Here is a 17008-nt window from a genome sequence, read left to right as displayed (position 1 = left end):
CCGGCATACTCTAACGGGGGTGAACTCAGGAGTTGAGATTGACGCGAATGAATATCGCCACGAGCGCGGCAAGAATCCATGAGGAGACCGATCCGATGAGGAACTCCTCAGCTTTTTCACCTGACGCATCCTGAGAGATTTCGGGGAATCGAATGACTCCCTTGGCGGCAACGACGGCACCAATCGCCACATCGGCCCCAGCTCCGGCCAAGATGATAATAAGAAGCCGTTCGAGGGGACCGATCCAGCGTCCACCACGCAGGGAAGGTCCCGTGTTGATCGCGCCAGCACTCACCTCGGAAACGGTCGGCAGGGCACCCAGAGCCTCCGGATCCACACCACCGCGCGCCTCACTCTTTTCTTCCGCGTGATCCTGCGCCGAGGCCTCGTCTTGGGGGGTTCGGGAAACAGATGGCATCGAGGGCAGAACGGGGGCGTTAATCCACCCGGGCACGGGGTCGTTTGCACGTCCGCGGGCGCACAACAGAACAGCCGAGATCAGGTGGTTGACCGGTCCCGTCACTAGGAACACGACGGCAATAATGAGATCGATCGCTCGTCCGCTCTGCAGTGACAGGGAAGGCACGGCATCAACATTGGCACTCGTCAGGGCAACAAAGCCGAGCGCAGCCAACGCCCACCTCGCCAAAACACTGCGCGCTGAGCCGTCTGCCAGATCCCAGCCGAACCACACGAAGGCGAACACAGTTCCAAGGACGTTTGCTAGGACGCTGACACCGAGAACGAGCCACGAATAGAAGATGACCGCGATCATCAGCGTCAGGAAAAGGATCAGGCGACGCGACCACCGTCGCGGGTCGGACGTCAGCAAAACAGTGAGCTCCGAGGCTGCAATGCCCAGGAGGAGAGTTTCATGCACGGGCGGCCTCCGCAATGAGGAGAGAGGACTGGATGAGACCTGCCCCCGTGCCCCGAGCGAAGTCAGAAATAGCCTGCTGGGAGAGTTTTTCAACGCGAGCAATCTCCACCTGCGTCTTACCCAGCAGCAGCGAAGCAGTGATGCGGCGGTGGCGCGCCGAAAGCTTCAAAATCGCATGATCGCGTAAGCTCAGCAGGGCGTTGACAGCAGTCTGGCAGGTCGCAGAAATATACGGCTCGACGGAGGCGTGAGCAACGAACCACGTGCGAATGAACGGGTTGGAAGAGTCCTGGACGTCATGAGCGCGGTTGATTGCGGCGCGCGCCGCCCACCACGCCGAACCGTCCTGGAGGGAGGCTCCCTCACTAAGGCGGGGACGTGCGGGCGCCTGGCGGTGCACGCCGGAAGCGAACTCTTCAATGCGCCCCACACCGATGCCGAAGCGTAGTTGAAGCTGGGGAGGGAGAAGGAGCTGAGCGCGCAGCGTCAAGAGCAACGCATCTTCGAGAGAGTACGCGACAGCCTGGAACTCGTCGCCAACAGTGGCGCAGGGTGTCTCCAGGAGGGCGAGTCCCTCGGCAGCCCGCTCAAGGACAGCCTCAAAGGTTTTCTGGGCCTCTGCACGATTGGTCAACGTACGAGAACCCACGATGTCAGCAATGACCGCGTATCGCAGAGTCACAGTTCCACACTTTTCCTTGTATCAGACCCCCTACAAGCCCCTTCGCGGAGAAGGCCTGCAGACAGCACGGCTTCACATGGCACCTCTAGGCAAACATACTTCAACCAGGATGTCAACATTATTGTCACGTAATCGCAGCTTGTCACACAAGGGAAGGATCACAACTGTCAAATGGCCGGTATAGATTGACATACATCCCCTTGTATCGCGGCATATACAAGCTTATTCACGATTTGTCTGAACACTCGCGAATGTTTACCACGCAATGGATATTACGTGTCGCAGACCATCCCGCGACCTCAATAACCCATCAATTCACGCGTCACATAGTCGGCCAGAAGCCGACCGCGCAGGGTCAACACGGCGCGTCCATCAAGGGCTGCCACACCGTCGATGAACCCATCCGAAATGAGCGAAGCAACACGCCCACTCAAAGATTGACAAACAGACAAACCCGAGACGATGCCATCCCGCATCGCCATTGCGGGCACTCCGTCAAGCTCCACGCCCTCAGCGGTACGAAGCCCCAGCATGACGCGTTCAAGCTCACGCTCCTCCTCGCCCAAAATCTCCCCCGCGGCAGCCGGCGAGACGCCCGCGCGCAGGCGCCCTGCGTAAGCACCCGGATTCTTCACGTTCCACCAGCGCATCCGCCCCACGTGCGAGTGCGCGCCCGGGCCGAAGCCCCACCAATCCCAGTCACGCCAGTACGCGAGGTTATGGCGCGACGCGTGCTCAAACGTCGTCGAGGCGCGCCCGGAGGCGCGATCCGACGCGCTCGCGCGGGCAAAATTCGAGATCTCGTACCAGGCGTACCCCGCCTCACCCAGGAGCTCATCGACGAGCTCGTACTTCGCCGCCTCATCGTCGGGGTCCGGCGTCGGCAGCTCGCCCCGAGCAACCTGCGCGCCCATCTTGGTCCCCTCCTCCACGACCAGCGCGTAGGCGCTGATGTGATCGGGGTCGTAGGACAGAGCCGCGCGCACCGAGGTCTCCCAATCCGCAAGGCTCTCCCCCGGCGTCCCGTAAATGAGGTCAACGGACGTGCTCAGCCCCGCCTCCTTCGCCCACTCAATGACGAGGGGAACGCGCTTCGGCGTGTGCGTACGGTCTAGGATTGCCAAAATACGCGGAACAGCCGACTGCATGCCGAAAGACACTCGAGTGAAGCCAGAGTCAGCAAAGGCACGCAAGTCCTCACGCGTCACCGTGTCAGGGTTGGCCTCGAGTGTCACCTCGGCACCCCCCGCAATACCGATACGCTCACGCAGGCCATCCAAGATAGCGATCAACTCACCCGCGTCGAGCATCGTCGGCGTTCCGCCACCAAAAAACACTGTCTGTGCCAGCCGCCCTGACACTCCCGCGTCCGCCAAGACACGGGCGGCCAGATCCGCCTCGGCGAGAACCGAAGGAGCATAGTCACCGATCTGTGCCCCCGGACCAAAACCCACCGTGTACGTGTTGAAGTCACAGTACCCGCAGCGCACACGACAAAAAGGCACGTGCACGTACAGGGACAGGGGGCGCCCCCGCTCCGCCTCAACGAGGCCGGGGTCCAGCGAGCCGCTATCCGGCCAGCGCATTCCGTCGGGTTGGGCGGGACTCATGCGTGCCCGTCAGCCGCGCGGGCGGCGCACGCCGACGATGTCATGGGCATGACGCCCCGCGTCGATACCGCGCGTCTCGAAGTGGGTGACGACGCGCCCGTCGTAGCGCGGCGCGAAGCCGCCACGCTCGGGCTGGGGATCCGCCGGGTCCGGGCGCTCCCCCGCGTGCGGGTTCTCGAAAAGCTCACACGCCTCCACGACGTCGCGCATCTGCCAGGCGTAGTCGTCCCAGTCCGTCGCCAGACGCCAGGCGCCCCCATCGCGCAGGAGGCGCGCGACCTCGAGAGCGAACGCGTCCGAGACGAGGCGGCGCTTGCGATGGCGGGCCTTGCGCCACGGATCCGGGAAGAAGGTCCACACCTCGTCGAGGCAGGCCTCCCCCAGCATGATCGGCAGCGCCTGGGCGGCGTCCGCCTCAATGACGCGGATGTTATCCACACCGGCCTCGACGGCCTTGGAGATCAGCTTCGCGATGCCCGGAACCCACACCTCGAGGGCCAGGAAGTCGCGCTCGGGGTGCGCCGAGGCCGCCGCGACGATCTGCTCACCCGTGCCCGACCCGATCTCGAGGGTGACGGGGGCACGGCGCCCGAAGAGCTCGGCCAGGTCCAGCGTGAAATCCTGCGCGACAGTCGTGTAGCCGACGCCTCGGCGCGGCTCGACCACGTAACGGCTGGCGTGCGCCTCCCACGTGCGAGCCAGATTCGCGGGCAGCTCGCGCGTTCGACGCGTGAAAGACTTCGTGCGGCTCATGAAGACGGTGCCCTCGGGGGCCTCGCCCGGACGACGCTCGCTCCCGGCGTTGCCCGCCACGGCCTCGTCCATATGCCCACTCACTTCTTGCCCGTCGGCACGTCGGAAGTAAGAGCGGCGATGAACGCCTCCTGCGGCACGTCCACGCGGCCGATCGACTTCATGCGCTTCTTGCCTTCCTTCTGCTTCTCCAGCAGCTTACGCTTACGGCTGATGTCGCCGCCGTAACACTTGGCCAGCATATCCTTGCGCAGAGCCTTAATGGTCTCGCGGGCGATGACACGCGCGCCGACCGCGGCCTGGACCGGGATCTCAAACTGCTGCCGAGGAATCAGCTCCTTCAACCGCTTCGTCATCCGCTGACCATAGTTGTAGGCACCGTCGCGGTGCACGATCGCGCTGAACGCATCCACACGGTCACCGTTGAGCAAGATGTCGACCTTGACGAGGTCAGCGCTCTGCTCGCCGCTCTCCTGGTAGTCCAAGGAGGCATAGCCGCGCGTACGGGACTTGAGCTGATCGAAGAAGTCGAAGACGATCTCAGCCAGGGGCAGCTGGTAATGCAACTCGACACGATCCTCGCTCAGATAATCCATTCCCCGCATCGACCCACGCCGATCCTGACACAACTCCATGATCGTGCCCGTAAACTCCGTAGGCGTCAGGATCGTAGCGTTGACAACCGGTTCGCGCACCTCCGCGATCTTGCCCTCAGGAAACTCGCTTGGGTTATCGACGCGAACCAGCGTCCCGTCCTCCGTCACAACGTTGTAGACAACGTTCGGCGCGGTCGCGATCAGATCCAGATTAAACTCGCGCTCGAGTCGCTCTCGGATAATCTCCAGGTGCAGCAAGCCCAGGAATCCACAGCGGAAGCCGAAACCGAGTGCGGCCGAGGATTCCGGCTCGAAGGTCAGGGCAGCATCATTGAGCTGGAGCCGCTCCAGCGCGTCGCGCAGGTCCGGAAAGTCCGAACCATCAACCGGGTAAATACCGGAGAACACCATCGGATTCGGATCACGGTAGCCCGCGAGCGCATCGGTTGCCCCACGCACCTGACTGGTGACGGTGTCACCGACGCGGGATTGACGCACGTCCTTGACGCCCGTGATGAGGTAGCCGACCTCGCCGGCACCGATCCCCTCTTCGGGCTTCGGCTCGGGTGAGATAACACCGAGTTCAAGGAGCTCGTGGGTGGCACCCGTCGACATCATGCGCACACGCTGGCGGGTGGTAAGCACGCCGTCGACGACGCGCACGTACGTGACGACGCCCCGGTAGGTGTCGTAGACGGAATCGAAGATCATGGCGCGCGTCGGCGCATCGGGTTCTCCCGCGGGGGCGGGGACGACCTCGACAATGCGGTCAAGGAGGGCTTCGACGCCCTCACCGGTCTTGCCGGAGACCTTCAGGACTTCGTCTTCGTCGCAGCCAATTAGCTGGGCGACCTCGTGTGCGTACTTCTCGGGTTGCGCGCCCGGGAGGTCGATCTTGTTGAGGACAGGAATGATCGCCAGGTCGTTCTCGAGTGCCAGGTACAAGTTCGCCAAAGTCTGGGCTTCGATCCCCTGGGCGGAGTCGATAAGGAGAACCGCACCCTCGCAGGCTGCCAGGGAGCGGGACACCTCGTAGGTGAAGTCCACGTGCCCGGGAGTATCGATCATGTTGAGCGCGTAAGGGGTGTCCTCGTGCGCCCACGGCATGCGCACCGCCTGACTCTTGATTGTGATGCCACGCTCACGTTCAATGTCCATGCGATCCAGGTATTGGTCCCGCATCTCGCGAGCCTCGACGACACCGGTGAGCTGAAGCATACGGTCCGCAAGCGTCGACTTCCCATGATCGATATGGGCGATGATACAAAAGTTACGAATCTGCGCCTGCGGGGTGCGGGACGGGCGAATCTGTTCCTGCTGCGCGGGCGTGGGGATGGGCACGTGTACCTCCGTGAAGTCGTTAACCTCCTTATCGTCCCATTGGCGAGGCCTTTTGTGCTAGTTATGCGTCCGGGAGGTCGCGCACAGTCTCCCAGACTCACGCTCGTTTTTCCCTACTGGAAGTCTTTCTCCGTGAGACCAGATTCGGCGATCATCGCGATAGCCTCGCTAATGTCCACGTCTGCCCAGTCATCGGGATGATCATCCTTCAGTTTCCGCGCGATGGACATCGCAGTGTCCTCGTCTCCACGCAGTGTGGCCAGGGTCAGCAAAATCGTGCGAATGCGCGCCGTGAGTTCGTCTCGATCTCCAAGGTATCTGCGGCAGTCCTCCGCCAGGACAGTCCACAGTTGCTCCCCCACCGCGCGATCTCCTCCCATCCAGGTGTTACGCGCGATCTCACTGCGCAGACGCAGAACCCGCCAATCGCCATGGTCGACGAAGCGTAGCAAAATGTCCATATTGGTTTCGTACAACCGGATCGCCTCCTCGTACTGACGGTCAGCAGAGAGCACTTCTGCGAGGTTGTCGCGCACAGTCAGCACCGTCATGTCCTCCTCGTCGCACTGGTGTTCCATGTCAGCAAGGAGTTCGCGATACACGCGCGCGGCACGCGCCCACTTGCCGGTGTTCTTCCACGGCATGGCAGAGTTATTTCGAATCGCGAAGGCGATCTGCGGGTCCAGGTTCGGGCAATTTTTAACATCGCACACCAGGGCCGAGAATTTACGGGCCGCCATGTCCGCATTTCCCAGGACGGCAAGCCAGTATGCTTCTGAGTTGCGAAGCATGAGGATGAGAGGATGATCGCGTTCGAGGCGGCTAGCACCCAGCCGGGCGGCATCCGCCGCAACCTTGCGACACTGTTCGTATGCACCGAGGCTGGCATGCCAGTCGACGCAGAGCTTGGCTGCCTCGAGGCGCAGCTCCATCGAAGCAGCGTCGTTACCGAACACATCGCGCGCTTGAGCGAGCGCACGATCGATCCTACCCGAAGCGGCGCACCGCAAGGCTTCCCTGAGCGAGGCGCGGGCCTCCATTTCGGCGTCCGTTGCGCCCAGAGCGCTCGCCTGCCCGAAGGAGTCCAGTGGGATACTCACCCCGTGGATTGATGTGGCCGACATTGTTGTCACCCGTCTTTCAGTCAAAGGTTTATCTACGAACATATCTAGAGTGGTACCGACATATAACCACTGTCACGCGTTGGAAAGAACCCTGTGCATAACTCACCTCTCCGACCACCTGTGGATAACCAGTGTTCGATGCGTCTCACGTATGCTGGTGCCATGAGTTCATTCGTCAACGGAGTTCTGCACGCACTCGTCGGATTCATTTCGACCATGAACTCCCCAACCAACACCGACTCGACGACAACTCTCCCACAGCCCCGTCCTCACCCGCCCACGCAGCCCTCCGCCCCCACTCCTAAGCCCGCGCAGCGCGCCCACACGCGCACCAGCACGCATCAGGACCCCGCCACGTCGAACAGGCCCCACACCTCCATNGACCGTTTGCGGGTGTCCCCACGCCTAAGTCCCGGTCTTGACACAGCCCTCACCGACCCTGTCAGACATACATCAAGGAGAAATCCGACTGTGGCAAACATTAAGTCCCAGAAGAAGCGCATTCTCACCAACGAGAAGCGCCGCGTTCGTAACCAGTCCGTGAAGTCCGAGCTGAAGACCCTGGTCCGTCACACCCGTGAGGCCGTCGAGGCCGGCGACAAGGACAAGGCTCTCGCCGCTCTGCGCATCGCTTCGCGCAAGCTGGACGTCGCCGTCTCCAAGGGCGTCATCCACAAGAATCAGGCCGCGAACCGCAAGTCCAAGCTTGCTCGTCGCGTCGCCTCGATCGCTGACTGATCGCAGACGCTTTCGTTTGACGCATAGCGGGTCGCCCTTCGGGGCGGCCCGCTGTCGTATATTCATTCCCTACTTCGTCACCTGGCAAATAACCTCACGTTGCGAGCAGCGCCCACCACGCCAGGCGCCAGGAAACACCCCACCCGCACGTGGCAACACACGAGCACACGACGAGGCCCCAGCCTCGTGCAGGACGAGGCCGGGGCTGAGCGGGCGGGCGGACGCCGCCCATCCTAGTCGAGCTCGAAGGCGCCCGTGTACAGCTGGTAGTACACGCCCTTCTGAGCGATCAGATCGTCGTGGCTGCCGCGCTCAATGATGCGTCCCTGCTCCAGGACCATGATCGCGTCCGAGTTACGCACCGTCGAGAGACGGTGGGCGATCACGAAGACCGTGCGTCCCTCCATCAGGTTGTCCATGCCCGCCTGCACGAGTGCCTCTGTGCGCGTGTCGATCGAAGAGGTGGCCTCGTCCAGGATCATCGCCGGCGGATCGGCCACGGCCGCGCGGGCAATCGACAGCAGCTGAGCCTGCCCCTGCGACAGGTTCGAGCCGTTGCCCGTCAGCATCGTGTCGTATCCGTCCGGCAGACGCCGGATGAAGGAGTCCGCGTTAGCCAGCTTCGCGGCCTCAATGCACTGCTCGTCCGTGGCGTCCAGGCGGCCGTAGCGGATATTCTCCATGACTGTGCCCGTGAAGAGCTTGACGTCCTGCAGGACGACGCCCAGGGAGCGACGCAGGTCCGACTTGCGGATCTTGTTGATGTTGATGCCGTCGTAGCGGATCTTGCCGTCGGCGATGTCGTAGAAGCGGTTGATCAGGTTCGTGATCGTCGTCTTGCCGGCACCCGTCGCGCCCACGAAAGCGATCTTCTGGCCGGGCTTCGCCCACAGGGAGATGTCGTGCAGGACCTCCTTCTTGCCGTCGTAGGAGAAGTCCACGCCCTCCATGACGAGCTCGCCGCGCAGGCGCGTGTAGGTGACGGTGCCGTCCGCCTGGTGGGGGTGACGCCAGGCCCAGATTCCGGTACGTTCCTCGGTCGGCTCGACCGAGCCGTCGGGCAGCTCGCGGGCCCTCACGAGGGTCACGTAGCCGTGGTCCTCCTCGGGCTCCTGGTCGATGAGGGCGAACACGCGGCCCGCCCCCGCCATGCCGAGCGCGATCATGGGCACCTGCATCGACATCTGTCCGATCGTCTGCGAGAAGTTACGGACCATGCCCAGGAAGGACACGACGATTCCGACCGTGATGACGTCGATGCCGACAAGGTGGATGTTCGGCGTCTGTTCCAGGATCATGATGCCGCCGACGATCGCGACCACGACGTACATGATGTTGCCGATGTTGCCCAGGGCGGGCATCAGGACGTTGCCGTAGATGTTGGCCTTCTGGGAGGAGTCGAAGAGCTTCTGGTTGTACTCGACGAACTCGTTCTTGGCGTCCTGCTCGTGGTTGAAGACCTGGACGACCTTCTGGCCGTCCATCATCTCTTCGATGAAGCCCTCTTCGTCAGCCAGGGCCGCCTGCTGCGCCTTCATGAAGCGCCCCGAGAGGCCACCGAGCTTGCCCGTCAGGAAGGCCATGAGGGCGCCCACGATGAGGACGACGAGGAAGAGCCACACCGAGTAGTAGAGCATCGTGGCGATGAGCACGACGATGGTCAGGCCCGACTGGATGAGTGTCGGGATCGACTGACCGATCAGCTGGCGGATCGCGTCTGTATCGTTCGTGTAGGTCGACATGATCGCGCCGTGCGGATGCGTGTCGAAGAAACGCAGGGGCAGGCGCTCCATGGAGTCGAACATGTCGTCTCGCATGTGCTTGAGCGTCCCTTGGGTCACGATCGCCATGGCGCGGGTGTAGATGAAGCTACCGATGACGCCGGCGCTGAAGATGACGCCCATGGTGACGACGAGGCGCACGAGCGTTGCGCGCACAGCGTCAAAGCCGCTCTCGAGGCCCGGCGTCACGACATTATCGACGATCTGCTGCATGAAGATCGAGCCGACGGCCGAGGCCACGGCGGACGTAATGATGCACACGACTGTCAGGCTGATACGCACCGGGTAATGGCGGAAGACGTATCGCAGGAGACGACCGAAGGGACGATCGATGCCTTCGAGCTTCTCGCCATCGTCGATCCGGGAGTTGCGCGTGCGCGCCATGTCAGGCCACCTCGCTTTCGCTCGCGGCGTTCTGGGACTCGTAGATCTCGCGGTACTCCCCGCCCGCCGCCATCAGCTCGTCGTGGGTGCCACGTTCCTTGATACGACCGTCGTCGAGCACGATGATCTGGTCGGCGTGGCTCACCGAGGACAGACGCTGGGCGATGATGATGGTCGTCGTGCCCGGGATCTCGGTCTCGAAGGCACTTCGGATCAGCGAATCCGTCCTGGTGTCCACCGCGGAAGTGGAGTCGTCCAGGATGAGGATTTTGGGGTTCTTCAGGAGCGCGCGTGCGATGCACAGGCGCTGCTTCTGGCCGCCGGAGACGTTGGTGCCGCCTCGCGCGATGACGTAGTCGTAGCCGCCGGGCAGCTGCTGGATGAACTCGTCGGCCTGCGCGAGCTTGCAGGCGCGGACGATCTGTTCGTCGGTGGCCTCCGGGTTTCCCCAGCGCATGTTGTCCTTGATGGTGCCGGAGAAGAGCACGTTCTTCTGCAGGACCACGGAGACGGCGTCGCGCAGGGCGCTCAGGTCGTAGTCGCGCACGTCGCGCCCGCCGACCTTCACGGAGCCTTCGGAGACGTCGTAGAGTCGGCAGATCAGCTGGATGAGCGAGGTCTTGGAGGAGCCCGTGCCGCCGACGATACCGAGCGTTTGCCCGGATTCGACGCGTAGGTTGATGTCGGACAGCGCGTTTTCTTCGGCGCTCGCCGAATACTTGAAGGACACGTCCTCGAAGACGACGGAACCATCCGCAACATCGGTCGCGCCGTTCTCAGGTGACGTCAGCGACGGCTCGTGGTTGAGGACCTCTGCGATACGATGCGCGGACTCGGCGGCCATCGTCGTCATGACGAAGATGAAGGCGAGCATCAGCATATGTGTCAGAATCTGGATGCCGTAGGTGATGAGCGCGGTCAGTCCACCCTTCGTCAGCTCGGTCGCTCCCGAGTTGATAATGATCGAGGCGCCCACGTAGTCGACGGCCGTGATCGCGGCGAAGATGAAGAACATCATGACGGGGCTGTTGAGCGCGATGAGCTTCTCGGCGTTCGTGAAGTCCTTGCGCACGTCCTGCGAGGCAGCGCGGAACTTGGTGGTCTCGTAGTCCTCGGTGACGAAGGACTTCACCACGCGAATCGCCGCAACGTTCTCCTGGACGGAGTTGTTCAGGGCATCGTACTTCTTGAAAATACGGCGGAAGATCGGGAAGGCGATGAGCACGATGGCTGCCAGGATGATGGCGAGCACCGGCACCATGCCGAGGAAGATGAGGGCCATCTGCACGTTGATACGCCACGCCATGACGATCGAGAAGACGATCATGAGGGGCACACGCACGGCGATGCGGATGAGCATGCCGAAGGCGTTTTGCACGTTGGTGACGTCCGTGGTCATGCGGGTGACCAGCGAGGACGTGGAGAAGCGGTCGATGTCGGCGAAGGAGAAGTCCTGCACCTTAAAGAAGAGATCCTGGCGCAGGTTCTTCGCCAGGCCCACCGAGGCGGTCGCCGCGAAGCGTGCGGAGAGGATACCGCAGGCAAGCGAGGCGAAGGCCAGCCCGGTCAGGATCAGGCCCAGGCGCATGACGGGACTCAGGGATACGCCGTCGAGTGCATCTACGAGCGAGACCATGGTGAGCGGGATCAGGCACTCGAGGATGACCTCCCCGATGATGAACAGCGGGGTCAGGATCGAGGCGGTCTTAAATTCGCGTAGCCTCCCCACCAGTGTGCGGATGGTTTTCATGTATCTCCTCTTCGTTCCCTACGGGCGTCCGATAGACGAGGCCGGGGCAGCTTTCAGCGCCCGTGCAGCCTGCAGATGGTGATAATGGCTTTTTCGATGGCGCGCTGCGGGTCCCGCGACGCACCCTTTGTTTCGGCGTCTGCCGTGGCGATGGCGCCGAAGGCCCCTGCCAGCGAGGCGTNACCAGGCCCAGGGAGGCGACTGAGGCGACGCAGACGGATCGGAGCACGGATGCTTCGGGGCCGACGAGGATGACGATGGTGGCCAGGACGAGGATCGTTGCTCCGACGCGCAGGGGCTTGCGCGCGGGCAGGAGGAGGTTGAGGGTGGCCAGGATGATGACGATGTGGGAGCCGGACACGGCCGTCAGGTGTGTGAGCGAGGTAGCTTTCATAGCGTCTGCCAGATCGGAGGGAACCAGGCGGTCATCGCCAATCGACATGCCGGGAACGAGTCCACGCGCGTCGCGCGGCAGGCTACCGCATGCACTGCCGAAGGCCCGGTGTGTTTCTCGCCTCCAGGCATCAAGACCACCCGGGCGCCAAAGCAGTTGAGTTTTCCTCGCGCGAATCACCCCCACGGAGGGTGGCCGGGCAGCGAAGGAGGTATCCAGGCTCCCCTCAAGCTGATACACGTCACCGCGCGCGCCGTCACGCCACCCCGGGGCGCTGACCAGTGCAGTCGCGTTGGATGTGAGCCATCGCTGGCCTACCTCAACGGCGAGGATGCGCACTCGCGCTCGACTCCGCCTTGAGAACCCCGACGAGGCTGGTGTCGGGTCGCGGAGCAGACGGACCCGCACGTGCACGGGACTTTCGTCGCTGCGGGCGGGGTCCAAGAGAGAGGATTGGCCGGCCGCGGAGGCGACCGCAAGCGCGCAGGCGGTGGAGGCGAGGAGGAGCGTTGCGGCAAGCCGCGCTGACCGGGAAGGGGTGAGCGCGTGGCGGGGTGGCAGGGCATGTCGTCGGTTCCACGCGTAGGAGGCGGCGCTCGACAGGGCCGCGAGCGCACACAAAACGATCGCTGGCCGTGCTACGGGGTGAGCGGTGGCCCACCAAGTGGCCGCCCACGTCGCGACAGCCGCGGGCAGTAGGCGCAGGTCGATCATGCGAGGGGCGCTTTGGTCGGTGACTTGGTGCGCTCGCTTGCCAGCTCCAGGGGAGGACTGATGAACGGTTGTTGGTTGCGGCGACTGTGCGATGGGAAGGAGTTCCTCGCCACCCGTCTCTTCTCCCTCAATGTCATTACTCATGGGCAGACCCCCGGTCGTATTTTCTCGATGAGAGATGGGCCGATGCCGGGAATGTCGTCGAGGGAGTCGACGGAAGGAATGTGCGGGTGGGTTGCTCGGTAGTCGATGATGCGCGAGGCCAGAGCGGGTCCGATTCCGGGCAGTGTTTGCAGTTCGGTGGCGGTGGCTGTATCGAGGCGGATGCACGCGGCATGGGTGTTGTCTTCGCTGCCCGGCGCGAGAGGCGGGGATTCACCGGCGACTGCGACGTGAATATGCTCGCCGTCGACGAGGGGGCGGGCGAGGTTGATGGTGGTCAGGTCGGCACCGTCGAGTGCCCCGCCCGCTGCGGTGATGGCGTCTGTGACACGTGAGGATGCGGGCAGGGTGAGGACACCGGGTGTGGCGACTGCTCCCGAGACGTACACGACGACCTGCTCGGTGGGAGCGGTGACGGTTGCTGTGGGGTTGAAGCGCTCGTCCCTGTTGTCCTCGTGCGGCGTTTCCTCGGCCTGTCGTTCGGCTGATTGTTCGGTTGCTTGCTGGTTTGCGCGCGCCAGTTCGGTGGACCGCGCGTGCCGCCACACGCCGATGAGGGCGAGTGCGACGAGCACGACTAGGAGCGCGGCGACGGTGGCACTTCCGGGCAGTAGCCGTACGGCTCTCGGTTCGGGTGGTTCGTCGTCGTCTTTGATCGCACTGTCGTAGAAGGCCTTGGTCAGAGCAGCCATTTTGCGGCGCGCGAGCCATCGTGAGAGGTCCATCCTTCGACGCTAGGCCAAGGCATCGGGGATGTCACGCCGCAAACGCTCCCCTGTGGATAGCCGCGATGGGGCGTATTCCCCTGTGGATAAAAGTCACGAGGCTGTCTTGTTCGTCCAGGAGGGCATGGTGCGGGTGTCCCGGGGGTGCCGGTGTGGTAGCGATCAAGCCGCGACGCGCACAAGCGCAAAGGAGCGTTTTTCGTTGTTTTCCGCGACGAGGCCGGGGCTGAGATCGCCGTTTCAGGTGCCTTCGCCCCGGCCTCGTCTCACAGTTCGACCACTGCACCAAGAGAAGGCAAAACACGGGTAGGCTGCCTGGCAAGTGACCAACACACGCAGGGAGAAGCTCATGCGCATCGGGTTTATCGGGACGGGAGCCATGGCGCAGGCCATCGCTCGCGGCGCCGTTGCGTCCGGTGTCGATCCCGCGACGCTGGTCTTCTCCAACCGCACGCCCGACAAGGCCTGCGACCTGGCGGACGAATTGGGGGCGGTAGCCGCGTCCTCGAATGTGTCCTTGGCCCGCCAGGTCGATGTCGTCGTTCTGGCCGTCAAGCCGAAGGACCAGCGTACGGTCATCAAGGAGATCGCCCACACCGTGGTCGGACGCCCCGACGTGTGCGTCGCGTCCCTGGCTGCGGGGCGCACTCTCGACCAGATTACGCAGGACTTTGGTGCGGGGATTCCTCTGGTGCGCGTCATGCCGAACGTGGCAGCCACCGTCAGACAGTCCATGACTGCCCTCACCTCCTGTCGAACGACCGACGAACAGGTCAACGCCGTGCGCGACCTCATGAACTCAGTCGGTCGAACCATCCTCATTGACGAGGACTATTTCCCTGTTTTCCAAGCCCTGGCCTCGTGCTCACCGGCTTGGTATTTTCAGATCATTGATTCTTTCGCACGCGCGGGCTTGAAGTACGGGCTGTCCAAGGACAGCGCCGTCGAGATCGCTGCGCAGGCGATGGCGGGGTCCGCCGCGCTGCTCCTCGCCGAGCGCGAGACGGGAACGATCCCCGCGCAACTCATCGACCGGGTGACGAGCCCCGGCGGTACCACGATCGCAGGATTGCTGGCCGCCGAGGAAGGTGGTTTGTCGAGTGCACTGGTAGGTGCCGTCGACGCCTCCATCCACGCCGATTCTCATCTCGGCTGACACCACACCACCTGCCGCGAAGCGGCTTACTTTCCCCCTCATTTGGTGCACTCGCGCACCCTCAACACAGGAACGCTCATGTTGCTTTTCAACGCAGTCGTGCTCTCCGTGATCGTCATGCTGGCCCTCAGCATCGCTCGCGTGCACGTCGTCATCTCTCTTTTCGTCGCCTCACTGGTGGGTGGCCTGGTGGCCGGAATGGGTCTTTCCGGTACGATGGTTGCTTTCCAGGAAGGCCTTGCCGGTGGTGCCAAGATCGCCCTGTCCTATGCGCTTCTGGGAGCGTTCGCTATGTCGGTCGCTCACTCGGGTTTGCCTCGCCTGCTGGCGAATTGGATCATCAAAAAGCTGCGCAACGCTGATCAGTCTAATTCGGCGCGTGTGGCGCGCTCCGCGAAGTGGGGCATCCTCGGTGGTGTCCTCATCATGGGCGTGATGAGTCAGAACCTGATCCCGATTCACATCGCGTTCATTCCGCTGCTGGTGCCTCCGCTCATTGGCGTCATGAACGAGCTGAAGATGGACCGACGCCTGGTGGCCTGCGCGATCACGTTCGGTATCGTCACCACCTACATGTTCGTGCCGATTGGCTTTGGTCGTATCTTCCTGCACGACATTCTCTACAAGAACATTGAGGACGCTGGCCTGCCCGTCGAGGGCGTCGTCAACCCGATGGCTGCCATGGCCATCCCCGCCGCCTCAATGGCCGTGGGTTGCTTCATTGCCCTCTTCGTCTCCTACCGGAAGCCGCGCGAGTACGAGCAGCGCGAAACTGAGTTCAGCACGAATGACGACAAACCTGTCAGCATGATGAAGGCTTGGGCTGCCGTCATCGCCCTCGTTGCCTGTTTCGTCATCCAAGCTGTCATGACCAAGATGGACTCTGAAGCGGACCCGCTTCTCGTGGGTGCACTCGTGGGCCTGTGCCTCATGCTCGCTATGCGAGTCGTGCCGTGGCAGCAGGCGGATGACGTCTTTTCGGGTGGTATGCGGATGATGAGCCTCATCGGCCTCATCATGATTACTGCCCAGGGGTATGCGGCGGTGTTGAAGGAGTCGGGCCAGATCGAGCCGCTTGTTCAGCAGACTTCCGCGATGTTCAACGGTTCGAAGGCTCTGGCCGCCATGATCATGTTGCTGGTCGGTTTGGTGATCACGATGGGTATCGGCTCGTCTTTTTCAACGCTGCCGATTATTTCCGCGATCTACGTTCCGCTGTGTATGACATTGGGTTTCTCCCCTGTCGCGACCGTCTCTATTATCGGCACGGCGGGCGCGCTGGGCGACGCCGGTTCTCCCGCGTCCGACTCGACGCTCGGCCCGACATCCGGTCTGAACGTGGATGGCCAGCACGACCACATGCGGGACACGGTCATCCCCGAGTTCATTCACTACAACATTCCGCTGCTCATTGGCGGCTGGATCGCCGCGATGGTTCTGTAATACCGTCTCTCATTGACGAGGCCGGGGCTGGGTTCACTGCTGAGGTGGCCTGGCCCCGGCCTCGTTTGTTGGTCGTCGCGTGCGCTCTCTTCACCAAAAGTCGCACGTAATTCCGTTACTACCCTTGATGAACCATGACGAAGTGACATGAAAGTCCGACGAATTACGTGCGAAAGTAACGATGCACCCACAACGGCGGCCCCGGCCTCGTGTGAGCAACCCGCACCCGCCGCGTCGGCGCTGCGTTGGACCGGCGCACCCNGGGTGAGGACACCGGGTGTGGCGACTGCTCCCGAGACGTACACGACGACCTGCTCGGTGGGAGCGGTGACGGTTGCTGTGGGGTTGAAGCGCTCGTCCCTGTTGTCCTCGTGCGGCGTTTCCTCGGCCTGTCGTTCGGCTGATTGTTCGGTTGCTTGCTGGTTTGCGCGCGCCAGTTCGGTGGACCGCGCGTGCCGCCACACGCCGATGAGGGCGAGTGCGACGAGCACGACTAGGAGCGCGGCGACGGTGGCACTTCCGGGCAGTAGCCGTACGGCTCTCGGTTCGGGTGGTTCGTCGTCGTCTTTGATCGCACTGTCGTAGAAGGCCTTGGTCAGAGCAGCCATTTTGCGGCGCGCGAGCCATCGTGAGAGGTCCATCCTTCGACGCTAGGCCAAGGCATCGGGGATGTCACGCCGCAAACGCTCCCCTGTGGATAGCCGCGATGGGGCGTATTCCCCTGTGGATAAAAGTCACGAGGCTGTCTTGTTCGTCCAGGAGGGCATGGTGCGGG

Annotated in this window: 12 protein-coding genes and 2 pseudogenes; 3 read left to right on the top strand and 11 right to left on the bottom strand. The window is 62.9% G+C overall.

The genetic code is table 11. The features are described from left to right. Nucleotides 1-25: 25 nt before the first annotated feature. The 6 genes from BQ7477_RS05375 to BQ7477_RS05350 form a co-directional block, all read right to left on the bottom strand. Complete coding sequence (locus tag BQ7477_RS05375; protein WP_073983093.1) at nt 26-880, bottom strand: hypothetical protein; 855 nt, start codon at nt 878-880, stop codon at nt 26-28. Beyond that, the gene (locus BQ7477_RS05370; protein WP_073983092.1) at nt 873-1562 is read right to left on the bottom strand and encodes a SatD family protein; all 690 of its coding nucleotides are present in this window, start codon (nt 1560-1562) and stop codon (nt 873-875) included. The genes BQ7477_RS05375 and BQ7477_RS05370 overlap by 8 nt, the downstream gene beginning before the upstream one ends. 299 nt (nt 1563-1861) lie before the next feature. Beyond that, a complete protein-coding gene (gene hemW, locus BQ7477_RS05365) occupies nt 1862-3172 on the bottom strand; it encodes a radical SAM family heme chaperone HemW (RefSeq protein ID WP_073983091.1) in 1311 nt (436 codons plus the stop codon). A gap of 9 nt (nt 3173-3181) precedes the next feature. Next, a complete protein-coding gene (gene trmB / locus BQ7477_RS05360; protein ID WP_073983090.1) occupies nt 3182-3997 on the bottom strand; it encodes a tRNA (guanosine(46)-N7)-methyltransferase TrmB in 816 nt (271 codons plus the stop codon). A gap of 8 nt (nt 3998-4005) precedes the next feature. Next, nucleotides 4006-5862, bottom strand: coding sequence for a translation elongation factor 4 (gene lepA / locus BQ7477_RS05355; RefSeq protein ID WP_073983089.1), 1857 nt, complete (start codon nt 5860-5862; stop codon nt 4006-4008). Between the two features lie 113 nt (nt 5863-5975). Then, the gene (locus tag BQ7477_RS05350; protein WP_084795681.1) at nt 5976-6995 is read right to left on the bottom strand and encodes a hypothetical protein; all 1020 of its coding nucleotides are present in this window, start codon (nt 6993-6995) and stop codon (nt 5976-5978) included. A 462-nt stretch (nt 6996-7457) separates the two neighbouring features. Here BQ7477_RS05350 and rpsT point away from each other — a divergent pair, with 462 nt between their 5' ends. Next, nucleotides 7458-7724, top strand: a complete 267-nt coding sequence (gene rpsT, locus BQ7477_RS05345) for a 30S ribosomal protein S20 (RefSeq protein ID WP_016461197.1) — start codon at nt 7458-7460, stop codon at nt 7722-7724. Nucleotides 7725-7957: 233 nt separating this feature from the next. Here rpsT and BQ7477_RS05340 read toward each other — a convergent pair whose 3' ends face one another. The 5 genes and pseudogenes from BQ7477_RS05340 to BQ7477_RS05325 all read right to left on the bottom strand — a co-directional run bounded on the left by BQ7477_RS05340 (nt 7958) and on the right by BQ7477_RS05325 (nt 13634). Beyond that, entirely contained in the window at nt 7958-9889 is a 1932-nt protein-coding gene (locus tag BQ7477_RS05340; RefSeq protein ID WP_073983088.1) for an ABC transporter ATP-binding protein, read from the bottom strand. A gap of 1 nt (nt 9890) precedes the next feature. Beyond that, the gene (locus BQ7477_RS05335) at nt 9891-11639 is read right to left on the bottom strand and encodes an ABC transporter ATP-binding protein (RefSeq protein WP_073983087.1); all 1749 of its coding nucleotides are present in this window, start codon (nt 11637-11639) and stop codon (nt 9891-9893) included. A 53-nt stretch (nt 11640-11692) separates the two neighbouring features. Then, nucleotides 11693-11830, bottom strand: a pseudogene (locus BQ7477_RS12385) (DNA polymerase III subunit delta); the annotation flags it as partial. Between the two features lie 47 nt (nt 11831-11877). Beyond that, nucleotides 11878-12033, bottom strand: a pseudogene (locus tag BQ7477_RS12380) (ComEC/Rec2 family competence protein); the annotation flags it as partial. Between the two features lie 854 nt (nt 12034-12887). Beyond that, nucleotides 12888-13634: a ComEA family DNA-binding protein gene (locus tag BQ7477_RS05325; RefSeq protein WP_234968704.1), complete on the bottom strand. Its 747-nt coding sequence runs from the start codon at nt 13632-13634 to the stop codon at nt 12888-12890. Nucleotides 13635-13983: 349 nt separating this feature from the next. On the opposite strand from BQ7477_RS05325, the gene proC reads away from it, so the two are divergent. Further along, nucleotides 13984-14790: a pyrroline-5-carboxylate reductase gene (gene proC, locus BQ7477_RS05320; RefSeq protein WP_073983084.1), complete on the top strand. Its 807-nt coding sequence runs from the start codon at nt 13984-13986 to the stop codon at nt 14788-14790. 78 nt (nt 14791-14868) lie between these two features. Further along, the gene (locus tag BQ7477_RS05315) at nt 14869-16233 is read left to right on the top strand and encodes a Na+/H+ antiporter family protein (protein ID WP_073983083.1); all 1365 of its coding nucleotides are present in this window, start codon (nt 14869-14871) and stop codon (nt 16231-16233) included. The last annotated feature ends 775 nt before the right edge of the window (nt 16234-17008 follow it).

The sequence above is a fragment of the Actinomyces bouchesdurhonensis genome (assembly GCF_900128465.1).
Classification (GTDB): domain Bacteria; phylum Actinomycetota; class Actinomycetes; order Actinomycetales; family Actinomycetaceae; genus Pauljensenia; species Pauljensenia bouchesdurhonensis.
Note: the sequence above shows the minus strand (reverse complement) of the source record. Positions and strands in the feature narration are given on the sequence as shown.